This is a genomic window from Streptomyces sp. NBC_00820 (assembly GCF_036347055.1).
GTDB lineage: Bacteria > Actinomycetota > Actinomycetes > Streptomycetales > Streptomycetaceae > Streptomyces.
Map to the genome: position 1 here is coordinate 141,458 of NZ_CP108882.1, position 21,889 is coordinate 163,346.

Annotated in this window: 21 protein-coding genes, 1 tRNA gene and 3 pseudogenes; 15 read left to right on the plus strand and 10 right to left on the minus strand. The window is 68.3% G+C overall.

Annotated features, from left to right (window positions below):
• Positions 1-859: 859 nt before the first annotated feature.
• From OIB37_RS00545 to OIB37_RS00570, 5 genes and pseudogenes are all read right to left on the minus strand, one after another.
• Positions 860-979 (minus strand): annotated as a pseudogene (locus tag OIB37_RS00545) (transposase); the annotation flags it as partial.
• 125 nt (positions 980-1,104) lie between these two features.
• Entirely contained in the window at positions 1,105-1,611 is a 507-nt protein-coding gene (locus OIB37_RS00550; RefSeq protein ID WP_330455507.1) for a hypothetical protein, read from the minus strand.
• Positions 1,612-1,743: 132 nt separating this feature from the next.
• A pseudogene (locus tag OIB37_RS00555) lies at positions 1,744-2,963 on the minus strand (IS256 family transposase).
• A gap of 333 nt (positions 2,964-3,296) precedes the next feature.
• On the minus strand, positions 3,297-4,277 hold the full coding sequence (locus OIB37_RS00565) for an NADPH:quinone reductase (protein WP_330455508.1): 981 nt from the start codon (positions 4,275-4,277) through the stop codon (positions 3,297-3,299).
• 57 nt (positions 4,278-4,334) lie between these two features.
• On the minus strand, positions 4,335-4,874 hold the full coding sequence (locus OIB37_RS00570) for a PadR family transcriptional regulator (RefSeq protein WP_330455509.1): 540 nt from the start codon (positions 4,872-4,874) through the stop codon (positions 4,335-4,337).
• A 125-nt stretch (positions 4,875-4,999) separates the two neighbouring features.
• On the opposite strand from OIB37_RS00570, the gene OIB37_RS00575 reads away from it, so the two are divergent.
• Both OIB37_RS00575 and OIB37_RS00580 read left to right on the plus strand, forming a co-directional pair.
• Positions 5,000-5,392, plus strand: coding sequence for an ester cyclase (locus tag OIB37_RS00575; RefSeq protein WP_330455510.1), 393 nt, complete (start codon positions 5,000-5,002; stop codon positions 5,390-5,392).
• 847 nt (positions 5,393-6,239) lie between these two features.
• Complete coding sequence (locus tag OIB37_RS00580; protein ID WP_330455511.1) at positions 6,240-6,380, plus strand: hypothetical protein; 141 nt, start codon at positions 6,240-6,242, stop codon at positions 6,378-6,380.
• A 12-nt stretch (positions 6,381-6,392) separates the two neighbouring features.
• Here the strand turns inward: OIB37_RS00580 and OIB37_RS00585 are convergent, their stop codons facing one another.
• The gene (locus OIB37_RS00585; protein ID WP_330455512.1) at positions 6,393-7,931 is read right to left on the minus strand and encodes a CoA transferase; all 1,539 of its coding nucleotides are present in this window, start codon (positions 7,929-7,931) and stop codon (positions 6,393-6,395) included.
• Positions 7,932-8,027: 96 nt separating this feature from the next.
• Positions 8,028-9,809: an acyclic terpene utilization AtuA family protein gene (locus OIB37_RS00590; protein WP_330455513.1), complete on the minus strand. Its 1,782-nt coding sequence runs from the start codon at positions 9,807-9,809 to the stop codon at positions 8,028-8,030.
• A gap of 125 nt (positions 9,810-9,934) precedes the next feature.
• Here OIB37_RS00590 and OIB37_RS00595 point away from each other — a divergent pair, with 125 nt between their 5' ends.
• Positions 9,935-10,564 carry a TetR/AcrR family transcriptional regulator gene (locus tag OIB37_RS00595; RefSeq protein ID WP_330455514.1) on the plus strand — a complete coding sequence of 210 codons (630 nt, stop codon included), beginning with the start codon at positions 9,935-9,937 and terminating at the stop codon, positions 10,562-10,564.
• Between the two features lie 159 nt (positions 10,565-10,723).
• Here the strand turns inward: OIB37_RS00595 and OIB37_RS00600 are convergent.
• A pseudogene (locus OIB37_RS00600) lies at positions 10,724-11,248 on the minus strand (aldo/keto reductase); the annotation flags it as partial.
• Between the two features lie 59 nt (positions 11,249-11,307).
• Here OIB37_RS00600 and OIB37_RS00605 point away from each other — a divergent pair.
• Positions 11,308-11,877, plus strand: coding sequence for an AraC family transcriptional regulator (locus OIB37_RS00605; protein WP_330455515.1), 570 nt, complete (start codon positions 11,308-11,310; stop codon positions 11,875-11,877).
• A gap of 68 nt (positions 11,878-11,945) precedes the next feature.
• On the opposite strand, the gene OIB37_RS00610 is transcribed toward OIB37_RS00605, so the two are convergent.
• Positions 11,946-12,206 carry a hypothetical protein gene (locus tag OIB37_RS00610; RefSeq protein WP_330455516.1) on the minus strand — a complete coding sequence of 87 codons (261 nt, stop codon included), beginning with the start codon at positions 12,204-12,206 and terminating at the stop codon, positions 11,946-11,948.
• A gap of 46 nt (positions 12,207-12,252) precedes the next feature.
• Here OIB37_RS00610 and OIB37_RS00615 point away from each other — a divergent pair.
• From OIB37_RS00615 to OIB37_RS00640, 6 genes are all read left to right on the plus strand, one after another.
• Positions 12,253-12,329, plus strand: a tRNA-Met gene (locus tag OIB37_RS00615).
• Positions 12,330-12,772: 443 nt separating this feature from the next.
• Positions 12,773-13,723, plus strand: coding sequence for an alpha/beta fold hydrolase (locus OIB37_RS00620; protein WP_330455517.1), 951 nt, complete (start codon positions 12,773-12,775; stop codon positions 13,721-13,723).
• Between the two features lie 12 nt (positions 13,724-13,735).
• Complete coding sequence (locus OIB37_RS00625; protein ID WP_330455518.1) at positions 13,736-14,569, plus strand: MerR family transcriptional regulator; 834 nt, start codon at positions 13,736-13,738, stop codon at positions 14,567-14,569.
• A gap of 725 nt (positions 14,570-15,294) precedes the next feature.
• Positions 15,295-15,921 carry a DUF6000 family protein gene (locus OIB37_RS00630; RefSeq protein ID WP_330455519.1) on the plus strand — a complete coding sequence of 209 codons (627 nt, stop codon included), beginning with the start codon at positions 15,295-15,297 and terminating at the stop codon, positions 15,919-15,921.
• Between the two features lie 370 nt (positions 15,922-16,291).
• Positions 16,292-16,657 carry a hypothetical protein gene (locus OIB37_RS00635; RefSeq protein ID WP_330455520.1) on the plus strand — a complete coding sequence of 122 codons (366 nt, stop codon included), beginning with the start codon at positions 16,292-16,294 and terminating at the stop codon, positions 16,655-16,657.
• A gap of 231 nt (positions 16,658-16,888) precedes the next feature.
• Positions 16,889-17,452 (plus strand): hypothetical protein, encoded by a 564-nt coding sequence (locus OIB37_RS00640; protein ID WP_330455521.1) that lies wholly within the window; start codon positions 16,889-16,891, stop codon positions 17,450-17,452.
• On the opposite strand, the gene OIB37_RS00645 is transcribed toward OIB37_RS00640, so the two are convergent.
• A complete protein-coding gene (locus OIB37_RS00645) occupies positions 17,351-17,995 on the minus strand; it encodes a dihydrofolate reductase family protein (RefSeq protein ID WP_330455522.1) in 645 nt (214 codons plus the stop codon). The two genes, OIB37_RS00640 and OIB37_RS00645, sit on opposite strands and share 102 nt — an antisense overlap.
• Positions 17,996-18,235: 240 nt before the next feature.
• Between OIB37_RS00645 and OIB37_RS00650 the strand changes: the two genes are divergently transcribed.
• The 5 genes from OIB37_RS00650 to OIB37_RS00670 all read left to right on the plus strand — a co-directional run bounded on the left by OIB37_RS00650 (position 18,236) and on the right by OIB37_RS00670 (position 21,834).
• Positions 18,236-18,751: a hypothetical protein gene (locus OIB37_RS00650; protein WP_330455523.1), complete on the plus strand. Its 516-nt coding sequence runs from the start codon at positions 18,236-18,238 to the stop codon at positions 18,749-18,751.
• Positions 18,752-18,819: 68 nt separating this feature from the next.
• On the plus strand, positions 18,820-19,047 hold the full coding sequence (locus OIB37_RS00655) for a transposase (RefSeq protein WP_330455524.1): 228 nt from the start codon (positions 18,820-18,822) through the stop codon (positions 19,045-19,047).
• The gene (locus tag OIB37_RS00660) at positions 19,047-19,193 is read left to right on the plus strand and encodes a hypothetical protein (protein ID WP_330455525.1); all 147 of its coding nucleotides are present in this window, start codon (positions 19,047-19,049) and stop codon (positions 19,191-19,193) included. The genes OIB37_RS00655 and OIB37_RS00660 overlap by 1 nt, the downstream gene beginning before the upstream one ends.
• A 376-nt stretch (positions 19,194-19,569) precedes the next feature.
• Positions 19,570-20,703 carry an SPFH domain-containing protein gene (locus tag OIB37_RS00665; RefSeq protein WP_443058099.1) on the plus strand — a complete coding sequence of 378 codons (1,134 nt, stop codon included), beginning with the start codon at positions 19,570-19,572 and terminating at the stop codon, positions 20,701-20,703.
• A gap of 48 nt (positions 20,704-20,751) precedes the next feature.
• Positions 20,752-21,834: a hypothetical protein gene (locus OIB37_RS00670; protein ID WP_330455527.1), complete on the plus strand. Its 1,083-nt coding sequence runs from the start codon at positions 20,752-20,754 to the stop codon at positions 21,832-21,834.
• The last annotated feature ends 55 nt before the right edge of the window (positions 21,835-21,889 follow it).

Sequence of the window (21,889 nt, forward strand, 5' to 3'; positions counted from 1 at the left end):
GAGAGGGACCGCAGCCGTGTAGTGCCCGGGGGGGCCCGGCGCGCCTGCGGCCCCGGCCGCAGCCACCAAGTGCCCTCACTGAGCGTAACGGACCGTCAAGATCTCTTCTCACCTTGGGCTTCGCCGATAGCTAGCCCACCCTGCAAGGCTCGCTCCTCGCCTCGGACTGACACCGGTACATCATCGCGCCAACCCTGAGCTTGCCGATCCCTCACGCGTCGCCCTCAGCCTCGCCGTTCCGGCCCGTAGGGGCTCCATCCCCTGAGGTACGACTTGAGCTCCACCGGCGTGGGTTCGCGGGTGTGCGGCATCTTTGGAAGCCCGCTCAAGGAGTCGATCGACCTCACATACCCGCTTGCCCACTCCAGCCAGCGTCGGACCGAGTCCAGATCCGACACGTCCACAGCACCGTCCAGCTCGCCGACTCGCCAGCGACCGGGCCGACCATGGGCAAGCTCTACGCCAAGACGAGCGGAGAGCTCCGGATTGACAGGCTCCGGGAACTCCTGCCTGACAGCGACGGTATACGCGAAACCACCGACATCGACGTCCACTCCGCCCTCGCGCGGGAAGAAGGACGACCGCGCCTTGCGCGCCTCGTACCCTCGCCGTACCTCCTCAGCGGCCAAACCCTGCAGGCAGGCCCCCGAGGCCGACGCCGAGAACATCGGCCGGCTGCGACGCATGTACCGAGACGTGTTCGCCACGACGGGCGGCGTACCGGTGCCGGGGCGGGGCGGCGCCGACGGCTGCTACATCAACTACCCGGACCTCGACATGGCGGGGCCGCCCGCCAACTGGGCATCACTCTCTTTCACATCGGCGCACTCATCGCCTGCGGCCACCTGGCGCCCGCGGAGCGGTCCTCGGCGTTGCAGATCTTCTGCAACGCCTTCTTCGCACCGGGCTGGGCCGACTTCGGCAGCGCGTTCATGACATTGCGGACCTTGTGCACCAAGCACCTCTGGTTCCTGGCCTGGACCTGTCGATGTTGAAGCTTCGTGAAAATGAAAATCCCCAGGCTCGCTCTTCGTTGCCCAGTTCGTTGACCGATCCACCGTGGACCAGGGTCGGCCGCCTCGGGACGGTCAGGGCCCTGCATCGTCACGGGCCCTCGGCCAGTGCACCGCCATGCCAGGCGTAGATGCGCACGGGGTCGAGGTGGAGCTCGTGGGGACCCATGCAGTCGGCGGCCCAGGTGGCCAGACGAGAGCCGCAGTAGCAGGCCAGGTTGGGGCCGTGCGCACCGGTGGGGCCGCAACACCCGAGCCAGTTGTCCTCGAGCGTAAAGGGTTCGAGGCGCGGCAGGACATCGTCCGGATGGACGACGACGCTGTCACGCCATCCGGCGGAAACCGTGGCCCCTGTGCCGGTTCGCAGCAGCTCGCGGCCGGTGCTGCGGGTCAGGCGGCCGGGTGCGGCAGCCGCGACGTACGGGGCACCCCAGGGGTCCGGGTCGATGGCATAGTGCCCGTGGGGGACGGTGGAACGAGCGTGGCCGGTCTTCTTGTCCCGACCGCGATCTGCGTCATCGACGTTCGGAACGGCCCGCAGCGCCACCAGATCACCGGTGAGCGCGGTCCCGCACTTGGCGCAGTAGAAGATGGTCACACGTCGGGTTCTATCGTGCGGAGGGTCGGACCGTCACGCGGAAATCTGCTGGCTGACGGGCGCGACTCCATGCTCGGCCGACCTGCCACAGCCGGGTGTGTCAATTTAACGGCTGATCTTGGTTGTTGAAGGTCAGTTGTTGCTCGGGGTCAGACGGCCCTCGAAGGCGATCTGGAACGCGTTCAGGGGTGCCTTCCAGCGCATGGTCCACCGCTTGCGGCCCTTGCCCGTCGGGTCCAGGCTCATCAGCGCCATGTAGATGCACTTGAGGGCGGCCTCGTTGGGGAAGTGTCCGCGGGCGCGGACGGCCTTGCGAATGCGGGCGTTGACGCTCTCGATGGCGTTCGTGCTGCAGATGACCTTGCGGATCTCGACGTCGAAGGAGAGGAAGGGCACGAACTCGGCCCAGGCGTTCTCCCACAGCTTCACGATCGCCGGATACTTCTTCCCCCCACGCCTCCTGGAACTCCAGGAGCCGCTCCGTCGCCGCATCCTCGCTGGGCGCGGTGTAGACGGGCTTGAGGGCCTTGGCGACCTTGTCCCAGTCCTGACGGGCGGCGTATCGGAACGAGTTCCGCAGCAGGTGAACCACACACGTCTGGACGATCGTGCGCGGCCAGACGGTCTCCACGGCCTCGGGTAGACCCTTGAGCCCGTCGCAGACCAGCATGAGCACGTCGTCCAGGCCGCGGTTCTTCAGCTCGGTGAAGACGTGCAGCCAGTACTTGGCGCCCTCGCCGCCGTCGCCGGCCCAGATGCCGAGGATGTCGCGGGTGCCGTCCACGGTCACCGCCATCACCACGTAGATGGGACGGTTCGCGACCTGCCCGTCCCTGATCTTGACGTTGATGGCGTCCACGAACAGGACGGGATAGACGCGGTCGAGGGGCCGGTTCTGCCATTCGGCCATGCCCTCCATCACGGTGTCGGTGATGGTGGAGATGGTCTGCTTGGACACCTCCGCCCCGTAGACCTCGGCCAGGTGAGCGGCGATCTCGCCGTGCGTGAGCCCCTTTGCGGACAACGACAGCACCATCTCGTCAATCCCGGCCGGCCGCCGCTGCCGCTTCTTGACGATCTGCGGCTCGAACGTGCCCGAGGTGTCAGGCGGGACTTTGACCTCGACCGGCCCGACGTCGGTCAGTACGGTCTTGGCCCGGCCTCCGTTGCGGGAGTTGCCGCTGCCCCGGCCAGCAGCTTCGTGCTTCTCATAGCCGAGGTGATCGGTGATCTCACCTTCCAGGGCAGATTCCAAGACCCGCTTGGTCAACTGCTGCAGCAGCCCACCCTGCCCGGTCAGCTGCAGCCCCTCCGACCGGGCCCGCTCCACCAGCCAGCTGCTCGTCGGACACGGGCGCAGGCTGCCCCAACTGGGCACTCTCGACAGGCTCCACGGTCTCCAACTCCACGTCGGGGTCAGTCACTTGACGTCTCTCCCATGATCGTCGGATCCGCCGTTAGATTTACACTCCCACCTAGTCGGCCTAGGTCAGGCACAAGCGTCGCGGGCGGTCAGCGGCCGGTGTGGTCCAGAGCCGCGGTGAACTGCTCGTCGGTGACGGGCTCCAGCCCGGTGGTCCCGTCACCGCTGTTGTCGCCGACGACCATTGCGATGTGGGACATGAGGGTGGTGTCTGTGGCGCCATGCCAGTGCGCAACCGCGTTGACAGCGAACCCGGTCGTTTCTACGGGATGGTGAGCAGGATGCGGCCGTGGCCACCGCCGGCGTCGACGTGGTCGTGGGCCTTGGCGATGTCGTCCAGCGGGTAGCGGTCGCGGATGTCAACGGTGAGGGCGCCGACGGCGGCTGCGGAGGTGAGGTCGCGGGCGGCCTGACGCTTGGCCTCGGCAGGGAAGTCGTCGCTGCCGAGCAGCCGCAGGGTGACGTTGTTGAACAGCAGAGGCCAGAAGGGGATCTCGGTGCGGTCCGCGCGGGTGGCGTAGGCGGCGATGACGGCCTCGTTGGCGGCGACGGCGTTGTCGAGGTCGGCGTTCTCGGACAGCGCGACCTCGACGATCCGGTCGACGCCCCGCGGCGCGTACGAGCGGATGGCCGCGACGGGGTCACCGGTGTCCAGGGCGACGGCGTGGGAGACGACGGCCGGGTCGACGTGGTCGAGGTCCGTGGCTCGGCGGACGGTGGCGATCACGGTGGCGCCGGCCCAGCGGGCGAGCTGGGCGGCCAGGGAGCCGACGCCGCCGAGAACTCCGTGGACCAGGACCAGTTGGCCGTCGACCGGGCCGTCGGCGAAGACGGTGCGGTGGGCGGTGATACCGGGGATGCCGAGGCTCGCGCCAAGCTCGTCGCTGAGGTGGTCGGGTAGCGGGACGGCCAGATCCGCAGGGACGACGGTGTACTGGGCGGCCGTGCCGCAGGGGCGGTAGGACTGGGCCCCGTACACCCAGACTCGTTGCCCGACGCGGCGGGCGTCGACTCCGGCGCCCACGGCGTCGATGACTCCGGCAGCGTCGCTGTGCGGGATCACTCGCGGGTAGGGCATGGACGAGCCGAGCCAGCCGCGCCGCTTCTTGGTGTCGCCGGGGTTGACGCCCGAGACGGTGACGCGGACGCGGACCTCGCGGGGGCCGGGGATGGGATCAGGGAGTTCGCCGACGTGCAGGACATCGGCGGCGGGTCCCTGGTCGTCGTACCAGGAAGCAAGCATGGAGATACCTCCGTGGGCGGTCAGCTCGCGGGAGCGGCGGGCGCATGCGGATCGTTGTCAGTGACCGGTGTCGAATGCGGGCGGCTTCTCGCCGAGGGTCTCGCGCAGCCAGGTCCGTTCGGCGCGGCTGGTGGCGCGGGCGGTGAGCAGCATGCCGCGCCGGTAGGGGTCGGCGATCTCCTCGGCACGCAGGGGCCGGTCGTTGTCGTAGAAGAAGCTCGCCGGTTCTTCCAGGAACTCCAGCCGTCTGCGCAGCACCGCATGCTGTTCGGCCACGTCGGGCAGGTGGGAGAGGAATGCCAGGACGATGTAGAACCGGGTGAAGTCGGTGATCTCGTGGTCGGCGGGCTTGCGCAGGCGCTGAAGCATTTCGGCCCGTCCGGCCGGGGTCAGGCTGAGCACGTACCGGGCCGCCCCCGCGGCCGGGTCGGCGCGCCGCTCGATCAAGCCCGCCCTGGTCAGACGATTGATCGCCGGATATAGGCTGCCGTCGCTGACCGGCCGCATGTAGCCGGTCAGCTGTGAGACGCGGCGGCGCAGCTCGTGTCCGGGCAAGGGTCCCTCGGCCAGGAAACCGAGTATCGCGAGTTCGAGCATGGGTCCATCCTCGCACGCCTGCATCGAATCGATGTAAACATCGATTCGATGTTACGCTCCCAGGTATCCACCCATCGTCTTTGGAGAGGCACAGCAAGATGCCGGCGCAGTCCAGCGAGTCAGTGATGAACCGCTTCGTCGAGTTCATCAACACGGGCGACGAGGGTCTCGCTCGCGAGGTCATTTCTCCGGACGCGGTGTTCCACGCACCCAGTCACCCGGAACCGCTGCGGGGGCCCGATGGGTACATGGAAGTCCTCGGGATGATGCACAGCGCCTTCCCTGACGTCCAGTGGACGCTGGAGGAGACGGTCACCGAAGGCGACACGGTCGCCGCGCGGTTCACCATGCGGGGAACCCACGACGGTGAATTCTTCGGGATCCCGGCGACCGGCAACAAGATCTCGGTGCAGGCCATGAACTTCTACTATCTGGCCGACGGCCGGATCGTCGGCGAACGGGGGCAGCCCGACCTCCTCGGGGTGATGCAGCAGATCGGTGCCGTACCGGCGCCGTGAGCCCAGTCGTGCTGGGTACCTTTTTCGCGCGGAACTACCGCTCCCAGGGGGCCCGTACGTCGCCGTGGCGGAGGGCGAAGGCCCACACCGGCGCGGGCGGCCGGCGGGGTTAACCGCAGAGGTCGGCCTTCGAGCGGCTAGCTAGCGGCGGTGCCCACAGAGGCGTCCTGGAGTGCTGCGGATCGGGGATCGCATCCGCTCAGATGGTCTGGTGCTCACGGTGGTGGGCTTGTCCGGCACGATGGTCCACCTTGCCGACACCCGGGCCGGCCCCGTTCCCAAGCACTGGCGGACCTGCTGACCACGGAAGGCTTTGAGATCCTGGGCGGTGCCGCTCGGCGTCCTGTCCCCGCCGGATCGCTTCTGGAGGGGCTGCCGCACGCCGCGGTGGAAGCGGTTGTGGTGGGAGGGCCGCATCCTGGAAATCGTGGACGGGCTGGCCCCGGATGCCCCGGCGGGCAGCGCGTCAAGGCCCGAGTTCGATCCGCTGCAACGCTCGCTGACGGAGCGCGAGCGGGCCAAGGCGGCAGAGTTGGCCGCTGGCGGGCACCAAGTGACGGCCAGCACCGTCGGCAGCGCTATGAGGCCCGAGGGCTGATCGGGTTGGTGGACCACCGCGTTGACAAACGGATGCCGCGCTTCGGCCGGGTGGACCCGCGGGTGGTCGAAGCGATGCAGGTGGCGATCGGAGAGGCAGCGCAGGCTTCTTCGCGGACAGCCGGGCACGTTCTGTGGCGGACCGAGCAGATTCTGGCCGGGTCGGGCGGCGAGACTGTTGCTATGCCCTCGCGTTCGACCCTCGACCGGCCGGTCACCGGTCTCCGCGGTCACCCAGGATGTGTCGCCGATGGTCGGGAAGACCGGCACCATGGCGTTCGGAAGCCGGGTGGACTCGGCGAACTGGCCGGTGGTCAACAACCAGAACGAGGCGTACGGCCCGACGGCGGAGCAACGTCCGCGCCGGGCCGCTGAACAGACGCGGACCTGATCGTCCCCCGACTCAGTCTGTGAGGATGTTCGCTGCGGCGAGGCCGGGCTTCTTCCGGCGGGGCAGCCAGATGGGCTGGTCGGCGCCGCGCGGGGACAGGACGTTCATGTAGTGGTGTGGGGTGCGGGAGAGGGTGACGTTCTCCGTGACGCCCTGGTAGATGCCCAGTGGGGTCAGGGACGTGAACATCTGGGGGTCGAGCAGTTCGTGTTCGCCGCCGCTGCCCACGGTGTCGCGCACGTAGTCCCAGTCGAAGAAACCGAGCGTCGTGGCCCACATCGCAGCACGGGTCAGTGAGACGTGCACGCGGTAGCTGCCGCCCTCGACGGCGCGGCGGGCGAGCGCGGCCATGGCACCGGTGGCGCAGAGCCAGGCGACCAGGTAGTCGTTGATGATTCCCGTCGGCGGGAGCTTGGGATGCTCCAGGCTGCCTTCGGCCGCGACCATGCCGGTGACGGTGCCGGCGACCTGGTCGAAGCCGACACGCTTGCCCCAGGGTCCCCCTTCGCCGAAGCAGCTGGCCGTGACGTGGATGAGGCCTGGCCGCACCTTGATCGCGGTAGCCGCGTCGGCGCCGAGTTCCTCGAGCAGGCCGGGGCGGCGGTTGGCGTAGAAGATGTCGGCGCCCTTGAGCAGGTCGTGGAACTGGGCGTGGCCCTCTGCCCCGCGGACGTCGAGCCGGGTGGAGCGCACACCGACGTTGGCGGTGGCGACCAGGGCGTCCAGCTCCCACTCCATGACGCGCCATATGTTGAGGCAGTCTGCACCGAGGGAGGCCAGGGAGCGGCCGATGCCGGCACCGGCGATGACGTGTCCCATTCCCAGGGCGCGTACGCCGGACAGCGGATGCGTGCCGTGGTCGGGGAGCGGTTCCGGGGCCGAGTCTCCGATCTTCTCGATCTCGATCAGGGGCCGGGAGGCCAGGTAGTCGAAGACGGGCTCGCTGGTGAACTCCTCGACGGAGCGCACCTTGGCGAAGACGATGCCGTGCCTCTCGCCGAGTTCTTCCAGCTCGTCGGCTGTGTGCCGCTTGACGGCGCGGCCGATGGCCTCCGGGTTGTCCGCACAGTCCAGGACCTCGAGCATCTTGCTCTTGAGGCCCGGGTAGATGTTGACGGGGATGATGTGACGGCCGTCGGCGGTCGGGTAGAAGCTGAAGTTGGAGCCGAGACCGCGGTCGGAGATGACCGGCGGGTAGCCGTTGAGGAGTTCCCACCTGGCCTCGGTGGACGGCGCGAGTCGCCGGATCGCCTGGCCGAGGTCGACGGTGATGTCCTGGCCGAGTCCGCCGCGCATCTGCCACAGCTTCGCGGCCACCACCGACTGCTGGACGAGGGCTACCGCGGCGGCGCCTCCGAGTCGGGTGGCACTGGACATCAGCGGGTCCTTCTTGAGGAAGGTGATGGAGCCGCCGCTGTCTTCGGGGGTGAGGCCGAGGGGAGCGAGTATGTCGCGCAGCTCGGCGTGGGCGTCGAACTCGTCGTGAGAGAGACGGTCGTTGACGGCCCTGAGCATGGCTTCCCGCATGCGGGCCGGGTCGGTTGTTTCCATGATGAAGGTGCTTCCAGGGTGTTGGGGGCTGTGGGTGCGCGTTCCCGCCCCGGTTGCGGGGATCAGCCGTAGAGCCGCAACCGGGGCGTGCGTTGGTCAGCTCTGCGCGGGAAGCACAGATGTGGGGACGTCCACGTGGCGGGCGCGAAGGAACTCGCCCAGCGACTTGCCGATCTGGTCGAGGGCCAGGTTGGCGGAGCCACTCGGGGGGAAGTAGCCCTTCAGCACGAACGAGATGCCGTGCAGCTTGGGCTGCTCGTAGCGCTCGACAGTTACTTCGGCAGGCGCGTTCAGCAGCTCTGCGAGCCGTTCGGCGGTCAGGTACGAGGCGAGCCACGGCCAGGCTTCCGCATTCCTCGCCCACACGCCGAGGTTGGCGTTGGCTCCCTTGTCACCCACGCGTGCGAAGGCGACGTCGCCCAGTGGACGGCGGACGGTGGGGCCGAACGCCTGGGGTGCGGCAGGGGCGGTGGCCGGCACCTCGGGCTGGCCGGTGAACGGCTCGGTGGCGGGCGGCTCGATCTCGATGACGCGGCCGCCGTCGAGAACGACACGGTGACGCAGGTCCTCCTGGCGCACCAGGCCGGGCCAGTAGTCGACGCGCGGTACCGCCCCGTTGGTGAACCAGTTGTTGAAGTCCATGTAGAAGCCGGGGATGCTGCCCAGTCCGTAGGAGAGGAACTGGCTGATGAACTCACCGATCGTGTCCGGGGCCTGCGCGGCGATGACGATCTGTACCGGCACGGTGGCCTGCCACTGGTCCTTGGGGTCCTCGGCGGGCTGCCCGCAGACGTGGATGCGCAGCTCGTCGAGGTCGTGGTCCTTGGCGGCACGCTCGGCCTGAGCCTTGAGGACCGAGACCTTCTCGTCGATGTCCAGGCCGGTGGGGTACACCCAGACCGAGCCCCGGTAGCCGTCCTGGAAGTTGATGCCGACCTTGGTGGTGCTGGAGGGCAGGCTGCCCTTGGCGCCGAAGACACGGACCCGGTCCGGGCCCTCCTGGACCAGCTCGACCGAATCGGTGTGCCAGGTGACGTCGGCGTTGAGGTACCGCGGTCCCTGGATCTCGTACATCAACTGTGCGGTGACGGTGTCCACGGTCACCGCGCCGTCGTCGCCGGGACGCTTGGTGATGACGAAACTGCCGTCGGAGGCGACCTCGGCGATCGGGAATCCGGGCAGGGTGTTGTCCTTGATGCCGGTGAACCCGGCGAAGTTGCCGCCGACGGCCTGCGGGCCGCACTCGATGATGTGCGCGGCGGCGGTCGCGCCGGCGATCTTGTCGAGTTCGCCCCGGGACCATCCGTGCCACCAGGCGGCCGGGCCGGTGACCAGGGAGGCGTCCGCGACGCGTCCGGTGATCACGATGTCGGCGCCCTCGTCCAGTGCGGCCTTGATACCCCAGCCGCCCAGGTACGCGTTGACCGCGATGAGGTCGTCGGCGTCCTTGGTGAGCCTCGCGCCGGTGTCCATGTTGCTCAGCTGGCCCTGCGCGAGCAGGTCAGCGGTCTGCTCACGCAGGTCGTCGCCGATGACGTGGGCGACCTTGAGACCGAGACCGTGCTTGGCCACCTCCTCGCGGATGGCGTCCGCCAGGCCGGCCGGGTTGTAGACACCGGCGTTGGTGACCACCTTGATCTTCTTCTCCGCGACGGCCTCCAGCTGCGGGAGGAGCTGACGCAGGAAGTACTCCGAGTAGAAGTCGTGCTGCGCCTCCGGCCGGGAACGGAAGTTCTGGGTGACCGACGACATGGTGATCTCGGCCATGGAGTCGCCGATCACCACGTCCGAGCCACTGTGAACCGCCTCTTCGAAGGCGGTGAACCTGTCACCGAGTACGCCGGAGAAGTTCGCGATACGGACGGGTCGTGCGGCCATGCTGCCGCCTCCTTCGCTCCCAGGAACGACATTTCGCTAACTGTCGTATGCGAAATACCGTACGTCCGCCATGGACACCCGTCAACATTTCGGGAACACTTGTTAGCGACAGAAGTGAGGTGTCTATGCCGGCGCGAGCGACGAGTACTGACCCCCGGGCGACCCGCGTCCGGGCGAAACTGAAAGAGGCCGCCTTCGGCCTGATCCTGGAACGTCGCATCGAGTCCATCTCGACTGCCGACGTCATGCAGCGGGCCGACATCAGCCGCCCAGCCTTCTACCAGCACTTTCGCGACCGCGACGACGTGGTGGCACAGGCCGTGTCGGACTCGATCCGCTCCGCGGTCGATTCCGACGAGGGGGTCACAACCGATCCCGCTGTCGTGATCCACCGGCTGTTCGAGTACTTCACCCGATACGCCATGATCTACCGCAACATCTATCCGAGCGGCGCCTCACAGCGCATGGCCGACACGATCCGCGAACTGCTCCAGCCGGCCGCCACAGCCCTGGCACATCAGCTCACCGACCGGCACGCCCAGCTCCTCACCGAGGACGACCCACAGGCCGAGGAGCTCCTCGAGACACTCTCGACCCTCCTGACCGGCGCCGTGATCGAGGTCAGCCGGCGCTGGGCAGACACCCAGGCCGACAACGCCTCACCGGACACCGCAGCCACCCTGCGCCGCCACTTCGACGCGAGCCTGCGCCTCCTGGGCCTCGAGCTGAGTGACAGCCCCGGCGAGCAGGACTGACCGCATCGCACACGGCCGGCCACCACTCGGCCCTGGCCCAGATCAGTGCTGGGCCGGTACTCCTTCCAACTGCCCGAGATGCCCGGCGGCCTGCGGCCGCTGCTCACACCGGGCCGGAAACGGCCAGGAGTGAGCGGCACCACCTGATGACCCGCGCCGTCAGTGCCATTCCGGCATGATCGCCTCGGTGTAGCGGGAGCCGGCCGCGCCGTGCGGAAGGATCTCCTGGATGCGGGCGAGGTCGTCGGCGGTGAGGGCGACCTGGGCGGAGGCCACGTTCTCCTCCAGGCGGTGCGGGCTGCGCGTGCCCGGGATGGGCACGATGTGGTCGCCCTGTGCGAGCAGCCAGGCGAGAGCCAGCTGGGTGACGGCGATGCCCTTGCTGTCGGCGAGGGCGGTCAGGTCCCGGACGGCGGCGGCGTTCTTCTCGTAGTTGCCGGGCTGCCACCGGTCGTCGTGGCGGCGCATGTCGTCGGCCGGGTAGTCGGCAGCCGGCTTGACGGCGCCGGTGAGGAACCCTCGGCCGAGCGGAGAGTAGGGCACGAAGCCGATGCCGAGCTCCCGGACCACCGGCAGGACGTCCGCCTCCACCGCCCTTTCGAACACCGAGTACTCGGTCTGCAGGACGGACACCGGGAAAACGGCGTGGGCCCGGCTGATGGTGTCGGGCCCGGCTTCACTCAGCCTACCGCTCCGCCGTCCTGCACCTCCACGGTCCGTCGATCGCCGAGCTGATCGTCGAGATGGACGGCACCGCACCGGTCGGCGCCCCGTCCACGGCGGGCCAGCTCAAAGCCCCCATGACCACGGAACTCCTGGACGCTGTCACCCGCTGGGTCGAACTCCTCGACGCTCCGGGGGACATCCGCCTCCTCGCTCCCCGGTACGAGAGCGAGATCCTCTACCGGCTCCTGAGCGGTCCCCTGGGCCCCGTCCTGCGCCAAAGTTCCCTCGCCGACTCCACCACGAGCCGGGTCCGGGACGTCGCCCGATGGATCCGCGAGCACTACACCCAGCAGATCAGTGTCGACATGATCGCCACCGAAGCGCGTATGAGCCCCGCCAGCCTGCACCGCCATTTCAAGGCCATCACCGGCATGAGCCCCCTCAGGTACCAAAAGCAGCTACGACTCCACGAAGCCCGCCGACGCCTGGCCGCAGGCGACAGCACCGCGACCCAAGTCGCCCATGCCGTCGGATATGTGAGCCCCACACAGTTCAACCGCGAGTACCGCAGCAACTACGGCCGACCGCCCGGCCAGGACGCCGCCCGCCTCCGCTCCCGCCCGCCACAGGCACCCGAACGGCATTGAGTCGCCGACGGCAATTGCGGGACGCGCCGCGTTTCCGCGCCCGGACCGGCCGGCGAAGCGGCGAAAGCTCAACGCTGGGCGTCACCAGGGGCGTGCAGGCCGACCACCTCGACGATCGCCTCGGGTGATGGCTTGAAGTAGCGGCGGACGATCGTGGGCATCTTGTGTCGGGACTGGGACTTGGCCATCAGTATCGGCTCGGACGCGCCCTGCTCGCGAGGTGGGGTAAAGAACGCGGTGGCCGGTGCTCCGGCGCCGATGCCGGAGCACCGTGCCACGGCGTGGCCCCGGTGGTGCAGCAGACCCTCTCGTCCACCGCACGACGTCACTCGGTGAAACCTTCCTCTGATCGCAAGGTAGGATGGCAATTGCCGACGCGGGGTGGAGCAGCTCGGTAGCTCGCTGGGCTCATAACCCAGAGGTCGCAGGTTCAAATCCTGTCCCCGCTACCAACGACAGGGGCCCGGTCTCATGAGACTGGGCCCCTGTCGCATCTCATACACCGAACGTGACGTCCCTCGCACGTTACGAGTGGAACAAGAAGAGCCAGCCGCTCCTGCCCGCCGACGAGTCCGGCGAAGCCCTGCATCTCGGTACTCGTCAGGGCAGGGTTGTTGTGGTCATGCGCTCGCTCCAGTGCTGGTGTCGGCCGCCTTCAGGACACGCGGCAGATGGACGTGAAGGTGATCGACGTCCACCTGGAGGCCACGGGTGCGGAGTTCGCGGGCAAGGAGCTCGATGAGTCCGGATGCCCTTTCCGGACAGGTGCTCGGCGCGCATGTACGGCAGCCGGCCGCGACCGGTACGGGCAGATGTCGGCGACTACGGGTGTGCGGAGGCCATCTCACCGCGGCAGTTGACCCTGACGCAGGGGCAACCTCTCAGCATGGTTGGCATGACTTCGAAAGCCAATGCGATCGAGGACGCCGGACTGCGCGAGTCATACGGCGACCACGAAGTTGTCGCCGGAACCGACCAGGTATGTCACCAACGAACGCTCTCCGACATGCCGACCGATGACGAGGAGCGGCCTGAGAGAGGCGATTGGACGATGCAACACTTCACGGTCCACCACGACGGCGTCACGATCCCGGTGTCCCGCGGCGGCCGGGGGCGACCACTGGTCCTGTGCCCTGGGTTGAACTCGACACAGGCCGACCTGCACGAGCTGACCGAACTCCTTCGCCGCGACCACGACGTAGTGACCTTCGACCTCAGGGGCCATGGGCTCGCCCCGGCCGCCGGACGGTACTCCTTCGACGCGTATCTCAGTGATCTCATCGCCGTGCTTACGGAGCTCGACCTGCCCTCGGCACCCGTGCTTGTGGGCTACTCGCTGGGCGCGGACCTGGCCGTGCACTACGCCGCAGAGCATCCCGACACCGTCGCGGAACTTGTCCTGATCGACGGGGCAAACCCCCTGCCCGAACCGTTCATCACCAAGGCCCACCTGGCGGAATTCCGCGCAATGGCGGACGACCTGGCGACGCGGCAAGAGGCCGATCGGGCCAAGGGCACCGCGCATCAAGTGTTGCTCACCGCACAGGACATCCTCGACCTGAACCTCGAAATCGATGTGGTTCGGTCCGCGATTCTCGACCGGTACCGGAAGTTCGATCACCCCATCTGCATGATCATGTCGACGTCCATCGCCGGTGACAGCAGTGAAGGACGTGCGCCACGGCACAACCGGCTCTGGCGTGCCGGCATCGAGCGGCTCGTACGCGAGCGGCCCCACGTCTCCACGTTCTGGCTCGACACCGACCACCGGTTGGTCTTCACCCATGCCGCGGAGATCGCAGAGATCATCCGGAGCGGACCACTCAGCCGACAGGCCGACTTCTAGGAGACTGGTCCGATGCTGACCATCGGCGAGCTGGCGTCGTATGCCGGAGTAACGGTGCGCGCGGTGCGGCACTATCACGCCAAGGGGCTGCTGCCGGAGCCGGAGCGCGACCACTCCGGCTATCGGAGGTACGACGCCGGCGCCGTCGTCGAGCTGATCAGGATCCGGACCCTCGCCGAGGCCGGGGTCCCGCTGGGGCGCGTGCGGGAGCTGCTGCAGGCTGACGAGGAAGAGTTCGCCGCGGCGATCGCGGACATCGACAAGCGGCTGCGGGCGGATATCCGAGAGCGGCAGCGGCACCGGGAGCGGATCGCCCGCCTCGCCTCCGGGGATCATCTGGCACTGCCACCGGAGGTGGTCGATCATCTCGACCGGCTGCGGGCGCTCGGGGTCGCCGAGCGGATCGTCCAAGTCGAACGCGACGGCTGGATTCCGCTGGCCGCGCTCTCACCCGAGCGAATCCCGGAGTGGATGGCACGCAAGCGGGAGCAGATCGCAGACCCGCGGTTTGTCGGTTTCTGTCTCACCCTGGGCCACGCTCTCGACCGCACGGACGACGACCCGCTGCTGGTCGAGCTGGCCGACGAACTGGCCGCCTACCTCACACAGATGGCCAACGAGCAGGGCGACGACTACGTCGACGACACCGACATCGAACCACCGTTCGCCAAGCTGATGGACACTCTGGCGTTCGACACCGTGCCGCCGGCCCGGCAACTGATCGAGCTGCTGAAGAAACGAGGCTGGACCGGCTGGACCAAGCTCGAGCGTGTGGACCCCAGGCGGGGTACGGCCGGAACTCGGCAGGAAGACACCGCGACGCAGCACTCCCCCTGTGAGCGATGACGGCAGGAGAGGCCACTGAGCGAGGGCCACGGTGGCCCCCTCCTGGGGCAGGGCGGGCAGCAGTACCTGTTTCTGATCTGGGACCGGTGACGAGCAGGTGGACGACTCGTTGAGCCGACATGATGGGCCCGGCTGTCCGGCACCACCGCGCACCTCGAAGGCGGCCGGCACGCCTGGTGACGTGCCGCCGCTGGACCGTCACCAGGCGTACGTACGGCCGCGGGCCCTCGGTACGTGGCCCTGGCATCCCGAGCCGGTGCCCGCAGGTCTTCAGGTGAAGCGGGCTTGGGGCCGGCTGTTCCCCCCGGACCGGCAAGTGGTCCTCGTCGTCGACCCCGGCAACCGGCTTACCGCGCTGCCTGGTGGCACCGTCGAGGTCACCGATGTCTCAGACGCTGCCTTCGCCTGCCCCAGGAGCGCCCTCGCGAGTGCGACGACCTCTACCTCAGCTGCGCGAAGTTCGCCACAACACCCCAGTACGCGAGACGCCTTCGTGAACGACACTGCGTCGAGCGGCAGCTGATCACCGACGCAACGGACCGCGGACGGGAGCGGGAGATCGATCGCCACCAGGGCGTCGCCGACCGCATCACCAGCCTCCTCGACGACCTGGGCGAACCACACGACGAGCCGGCCGACTGACCGGTGCGACTGACCGGTGCGACTGACCGGTGCGACTGAGAAAGACACTGGTCGAACGGCTTCGCCCAGGACAGGATGCGGCTATGCGTTACGCCAACGAGGACCCCGAGCTGCTTGCTCTTGTCCACCGCTACGTCACGCCCGACAGGCGCTACCTCAAACTCGGCGGCCCTCTCACGCGCATGACCGAGTCTGAACGCACCAAGTTCACACGGGAGCTCGGCGAGGCTGCCGGCGACATCACACCCCGCGAGCTGACCATCCTGCTCGAAGGCACGTGGCGCGAACGCAAAACCGCAGCCTGGCTCATCGCCGTCGCCCGCAGAACCGAGTTCCGCGAACGCCTCGGCGAAATGCTGCTTGCCAGCGAGGTCTGCTTCGCAGGCTCGGCCTACTGCGTCACCTTCGCCACGTTCGCGACCCCCGCCGACGCGGACCTGCTGGCTGCCTACCTCGATCGCTACCTGCGACGCCCCGACCTCTACTACGATCAGCCGGCCGCCATGGGCGCGCTCCTGCACCTCGACGCCAAGCTCCGTGCCGATCAAGCAGCCCGATTCCTGGCCGCGGACGGCCTCTGGCATCAGTGGATCGGCGGACCGCCCCTCAAGAAGCACCACAGCACGCCGGACAACTATCGCAAGGCCATCAGCCGGCTCTGCGTCTTCGCCGATGAGAGCGCCGAGCACCACCCGGCAAGGAACCGATGACGTCGTCCTCAGAGGGGTGACACCTGGTCGAAGGAACCCACCACCGCACAACTCGAGGTTGTCCAGACAAACGCTGCACACACGTTTCCGTCACCCTCGCAGCCCTGCTGATGCGGGCGTGACATTTGACGACAGCACCCAGCAGCGTTCGTCATCCCTGACGCCTGCGCAAGTCTTCACCTCCTGCCCCACTTCGGTGGTTTATGTGAAACCAACTCGGTGGGGTTGCGGCTGGCGTTAACCTCCCCGTACAGGGAGCTTGTCGACCCAAGGGGGATCAATGGGCAGATTCGGCACCAGGGCGAGACTGATCATGTCAGCGGTCGCGGTTGTCGTGGCGGCGGCCGGCATCGTAACGGGCGGGAACGGTGTGGCGTCGGCGACCGACCCCAGCGACGCGCCCCCCGGTTACGCGGGGCCGTTCTCCTACTGCCAGGGCAGCCGATACGACTCCGTCCCACTCGGAGACGGTCATGCCTACATCGACGTCTACTGGACTTCCGCAGGCAGCGGCCAACTCTGCGCGATGACCTATGACGTGGCAGACGGACGGCACAACATGGAGGTCCGCATCCGGCGCACGGACTGGCAGACCTCCTGGTACGACAATGGGGTCTACGACAGGTACGCCGGATCGATCTACGTCGGGGGCATGGAGGGACGCTGCGCCTACATCTCCGGGTGGGTGGAACACGACGGCCACAGGTACGCCAACGGTGAGACTTTCTGCCCCTGACCCACCTGCCCGTCGCGTTCACCCGGGCCGGCCGGACGACCGTGTGCGGCCGGCCTCACCCGCGAATCCCCGCCGGTGCACGACGGTGAAACTCGACGACCTCGACGCCGACGACGTACAGGGGTGTTCGTACAGTGGCGCGCTCCACCGGGACGCCATGAACCACGTCGGCTCCACGGTGCGCGGGTCGACGGCGGACATGCACCGGCATGGCTGCGCCAACTCCCGGCGATGCAGGTCCTGCGCGCGATGTGGATGCAGAACTACCACCGCACCGTGACCGAGACCGGGGCAAAGGTGAAGCGGCGGGAGGGCCAAGACCTCCCGCCCGGCAGACTTCGACTGGCCTCTCCGTACGACACCGACGCGCGCTACGGCCTCAAACAGGGCTCCTGGTGGACCGGCTGCAAGATCCATATCAGTGAGTCCTGCGACGATGCCGATGACCAGGACCCGGCTGCCGACGGCCAGGCGCTGATCCCCGGAGCCGACGGACCGCCGCCGCGCTTGATCACCGGCATCGCGACCACCGACGCCACAGTGACCGATGCGGAAATGACCGAACCGGTCCATCACATGCTCGCTGCCCGCGATCTTCTGCCCGCCGAGCACTTCCTCCGCGAACCAGCTGAACGGTCAGTCCTCGTCGAGTGCCTGGCCAGCCTTTTCAGCCGCCCCAAGTGGACCCTGGTGTCATCTTCGCCACAACAGGTGGTGCGTCACGCCGCTCGGGCTGGGCACGATCTCCAGGTGGAACCGGTCGAGCAGTTCCTTGGGGGACTCCCAAAGGCGTAGTCCGGACCCGAGTTTTACCGGCGAGACCGCCACATGCATGGTGTCGACGAGGTCGGCGTCGAGGAACTGCCGGATGGTGGTGACCCCGCCGCCGAGCCGGACGTCCTTGCCCCGTGCCGCTTCCCGCGCCCGTTCGAGGACCGTGGCCGGGTCGCCGTCGACGAAGTGGAACGTGGTGTCGCAGAGCGTGAACGACGGACGCTTGTGGTGGGTCATGACGAACACCGGCGTGCGGAACGGGGGCTCCTGCCCCCACCAGCCGCGCCACTCATGGTCCTGCCAGGGCCCGCGCTGGGGCCCGAACTTGTTGCGGCCCATGATCTCGGCACCGATGTTGCGTGCGAAGTCTCGCGTGAAGTAGTCGTCGAGCCCCCGGCTCCCGCCGGGATCCGTGCGCATGGGCCAGCTCGCCGTGGCTCCGGCCCAGGCGAACATCCTCTCGGGATGGTCGTGGCCGAACGGCCGCTCGAGACTCTGGTGCTCACCGGCACCGATGCCGTCACTCGAGACGTTGAAGTTCATGACTCTCAGCAGTTGATCCACGTGTTTCCTCGTCAGGTCCTGTCGCGTCATCGTGCGGCGAGGCGCCGCACATCATGGCGTCGAACGGGACGTGGCCAGATCGACAGAGATCCGCAACTTTCCCCAAGGCGCGTCAGGAAGTGGCCCCGCCGGCGGTGTGGCCTTGGCTGACGCGGACGTTCAGGGGTTCAATGACGGGTTCTGACCGAATGAGCCAGCAGGATCGGTGACCGGCGCAAACCACGCGATTGAGGAAGCTCTATGACCACAGACTTGATTTCGCACCACCACATCCACCTCCTGGTGTCCGCCGGGCTGGACCTGCCGGCCCGAACCTCTGACCGGCTGCGTTGGGAGGGCCACCCGTTCACGTCTGAGGAGCTCGCCGCGAGCCACGAACCCGGTCAGCCCTGGGGGCCGGGCAGTGAAGAGATCCACCGCAAAGTCATACGCCGGCTCACCCCCGACACCGCGGGCCAAGTCGGAGCGATGCTTCTTGCCGAAAACGCCCGTAGCGCAAACCTTCTCTACGAAGCCGACGACTGGGAGACTCCGTACCTCTTCGTAAGGGCGCAGTGTCCGCGTCCTCTGGCAGTACTCAAGGCGATCGCCTTCTACGAGTACCACTCGAGCGCGCACCCCGAATGGAAGGAGTCGGAGGCGGCGGACTTCTGCGCGGCCCTGCGCCAGCATGCCATCCAGTTGCTGCCCGGCTACGCGGACGAACTCTGGGGCATCGACGACGCCGACGACCTCGAGGCGGCCACAGACCGTTAGGAGCTGTCTGGGGTTCGGATCTGTGTGAGGCCCGGTGGTGTGTCGGTTGTGGCTGGTGGAACTCGGGTGTGGCGCGTTTCGACGTGACGGATGACGAGCGGGCGCTCATCGAGCCGCACCTGCCGGTGGCGGTCACCGGGCCGTTGCCACGGCGGGTGCGGGACCAGTTCAACGGGGTGCTTCGGCGGTTCCGTCCCGGCACTGGCCGGCGTGATGTCCAGGAGCGATACGAGCCCTGGTCCACGGTCTACTCACGGTTGAACAGCTGGGCCAGAGCCGGGGTGTTCCAGAGCTGATGGATGCGTTGATCGCCGAGGCGTCCTTGCGGCGGCAGCTCGGCATGGTGCTGATCAGCGTGAACTCCACGATCGTGCGGGCCCATCACGAATCGGCGGGGCTGACGGTGGCCAAAGGACCCTGGACGCCCTTCAGCAGGCCCTGACCGAGGGAAAAGGGGGCTCCGCTTCCAGAGCAGCCGCCAGTTCTGCGGGCGATCCGGCGCCCGTCGGCGCGCTCGCGGGGCCGGTGCGCACCCGGGGGCCGCCTCGGGTGGCTGCTGCCGCGCGCTCGGCGCTCGCGCCGTCCCGGAAGACCGACGTACCGGACGAACAACCGGCCCCGATTGAGGCGGCGTCCACGGGCGCCCGACGGACGGCAGGGGCAAGCGAGTTGGGGCCCGGCCCCGCCCGTAGCCGCACGGACCGCATTGGGCATACTGTCAGCCGATCACTTGATCGCCGCGCGGTCGCCGTCCCGGGACCGGTCGGGGAGCGGTGGTCTCCGAAAAACGCGGGGAGTGGGGGATTGTCGTGGGGCTGATGGACCGCATTCGCGGTGAGTTCATCGACATCATCGAGTGGACCGACGACAGCCGGGACACCATCGTGTGGCGCTTTCCGCGCCACGGCAACGAGATCAAGATGGGCGCCCGGCTCGTGGTGCGCGAGTCGCAGGTGGCCGTCTTCGTCAACGAGGGCCGGCTGGCCGACGTCTACCAGCCCGGCACGTACACCCTATCGACCCAGAACATGCCCGTCCTGTCCACCCTGAAGGGCTGGAAGCACGGCTTCGAGTCGCCGTTCAAGGCCGAGGTCTACTTCGTCACCACCCGGCAGTTCACCGACTTCAAGTGGGGCACCCAGAACCCGGTGATCCTGCGGGACGCCGAATTCGGCATGGTCCGGGTCCGCGCCTTCGGCACCTTCGCCGCCAAGGTGGTGGACGCCGCCGCGCTGCTGCGCGAACTGGTCGGCACCGACCCGCAGTTCCGCACCGAGGAGGTCGGCGAGCACCTGCGGCAGCTGATCGTCTCCAAGCTGGGCTCCGCGCTGGGTTCGTCCGGCGTGCCGCTGCTGGACCTCGCCGCGCGTCAGGACGGCATCGGGCAGCAACTGGCCGAGGCACTGACCGTGGAGCTGTCCTCCACCGGCATCGCCATCCCCCGGTTCTACATCGAGAACATCAGCGTGCCGCCGGAGGTCGAGGCGGCGATCGACACCCGTTCCCGGATGGCGATCACCGGCAACCTGGACGACTACGCCAAGCTCCAGGCGGCCGACGCCATCCCGATCGCCGCCGCCAACCCCGGCACCGGCGGCGAGGCCCTCGGGCTGGGCGTGGGCATGGCGCTGGGCCAGCGGATCGTGCAGAGCACGTCCGGTGCGGCGACTCCCCCGGTCCCGGCGACGCAGGCCCCGGCGCAGGCCGCCCCCGCCTCCGCCGACGTCCCGCCGCCGCTGCCCACCGCGCCGCGCTGGTTCCTCGCGGTCGGCGGACAGCAGCAGGGCCCGTACGACGAGAGCGCGCTGGCCGGTCAGGTCGCGGCCGGCAACCTGACCCGCACCACGCTGGTCTGGCGCAGCGGGCAGGCCGCCTGGCAGCCCGCCGACCAGGTCCCGGAGCTGACGCCGCTGCTCGCCGACGTCCCGCCGCCGCTGCCCCCGCAGGGCTGAGATCCGCCGCCCGGAATCTCCCGGCGACAGGGCACAAGGAGAGTTGAGTTGACGGATCAGGATGTCGCGCCGGCGCCCGACCGGGCGTTCCAGTGCGAGGCGTGCGGCGGGGTCTGCGAGTACGCGCCCGGGACGTACGCGCTGCGCTGCCCGTACTGCAAGCACGAGCAGGACATCACGCCGGTACCGCGGCAGGTGACCGAGCACCCGATCGAGGAACTGGCCGCGCTCCCCCACCGGGCGGCCGCCCCGGGCCAGGTGAAGGTGTACACCTGCCCCGGCTGTCACGCGGTGACGGAGAGCGACACGCTCAGCGACAAGTGCCCGTTCTGCGCCACCCCGCTGGTCGCGGACGCCTCCGGCACCGAGCGGGTGGTACCCGAGGCCGTACTGCCCTTCGGAGTGGGCCGCGAGCAGGCCCGTGACGCGCTGGCGAAGTGGACCAGATCCCGCTGGTTCGCGCCCGACGAGCTGAAGAAGGTCACCGAGGCGGAGACCTTCCGGGGCAGCTACCTGCCGCACTGGACGTACGACGCGCAGACCACCACCGAGTACACCGGCGCACGCGGCGAGTACTACTGGGTGGAGGAGGAGGACTCCGAGGGCAACACCCGGCGGGTGCGGCACACCAGTTGGCACCACAGGTCCGGTACGGTCGACCGGTTCTTCGACGACGTCCTGGTGCCCGGCAGCGGCCAGGTGCCGGAGAAGGAACTGGACAAGCTGGCCCCCTGGCCGCTGGAGGAGACGGTTCCCTACCAGGAGGAGTACCTGGCGGGCTTCCGTACCGTCCGCTACGACGTCGAGCCGGAGGCCGGCCTGGAGTCGGCGAAGGCGCGGATGGCACCGGTGATCCGCGCCGACTGCAAGCGGGACATCGGCGGCGACGAACAGCGGGTGCACTCGATGTCCACCCACTACAGCGACCTCACCTACAAGCTGGTGCTGCTGCCCGTCTGGTTCCTGACCTACCTCCACGCGGGCAAGGCGTGGCCGGTGATGGTCAACGCCCGTACCGGCGAGGTCATCGGCGAGCGGCCGTACAGCGCGATGAAGATCACCCTGGCATCGGTGGGCGGCGCCCTGCTGATCGCCCTGGTGGTGCTGCTCGTGATGATGCTGCGCAACTGACGACGACACCGGCGGCCGGGGCTCCGGACGAGCCCGGCCATAGCCACACCATCGG

Coding starts and splice junctions, on each gene's coding strand:
- OIB37_RS00605 (WP_330455515.1), top strand. CDS start 11,308: ATGGACGGCACCGCACCGGTCGGCGCCCCGTCCACGGCGGGCCAGCTC.
- OIB37_RS00570 (WP_330455509.1), bottom strand. CDS start 4,874: ATGCTCGAACTCGCGATACTCGGTTTCCTGGCCGAGGGACCCTTGCCC.
- OIB37_RS00565 (WP_330455508.1), bottom strand. CDS start 4,277: ATGCTTGCTTCCTGGTACGACGACCAGGGACCCGCCGCCGATGTCCTG.
- OIB37_RS00620 (WP_330455517.1), top strand. CDS start 12,773: ATGACTTCGAAAGCCAATGCGATCGAGGACGCCGGACTGCGCGAGTCA.
- OIB37_RS00575 (WP_330455510.1), top strand. CDS start 5,000: ATGAACCGCTTCGTCGAGTTCATCAACACGGGCGACGAGGGTCTCGCT.
- OIB37_RS00590 (WP_330455513.1), bottom strand. CDS start 9,809: ATGGCCGCACGACCCGTCCGTATCGCGAACTTCTCCGGCGTACTCGGT.
- OIB37_RS00640 (WP_330455521.1), top strand. CDS start 16,889: ATGCAGGTCCTGCGCGCGATGTGGATGCAGAACTACCACCGCACCGTG.
- OIB37_RS00650 (WP_330455523.1), top strand. CDS start 18,236: ATGACCACAGACTTGATTTCGCACCACCACATCCACCTCCTGGTGTCC.
- OIB37_RS00665 (WP_443058099.1), top strand. CDS start 19,570: ATGGACCGCATTCGCGGTGAGTTCATCGACATCATCGAGTGGACCGAC.
- OIB37_RS00625 (WP_330455518.1), top strand. CDS start 13,736: ATGCTGACCATCGGCGAGCTGGCGTCGTATGCCGGAGTAACGGTGCGC.
- OIB37_RS00580 (WP_330455511.1), top strand. CDS start 6,240: ATGGTCGGGAAGACCGGCACCATGGCGTTCGGAAGCCGGGTGGACTCG.
- OIB37_RS00595 (WP_330455514.1), top strand. CDS start 9,935: ATGCCGGCGCGAGCGACGAGTACTGACCCCCGGGCGACCCGCGTCCGG.
- OIB37_RS00630 (WP_330455519.1), top strand. CDS start 15,295: ATGCGTTACGCCAACGAGGACCCCGAGCTGCTTGCTCTTGTCCACCGC.
- OIB37_RS00585 (WP_330455512.1), bottom strand. CDS start 7,931: ATGGAAACAACCGACCCGGCCCGCATGCGGGAAGCCATGCTCAGGGCC.
- OIB37_RS00660 (WP_330455525.1), top strand. CDS start 19,047: ATGGATGCGTTGATCGCCGAGGCGTCCTTGCGGCGGCAGCTCGGCATG.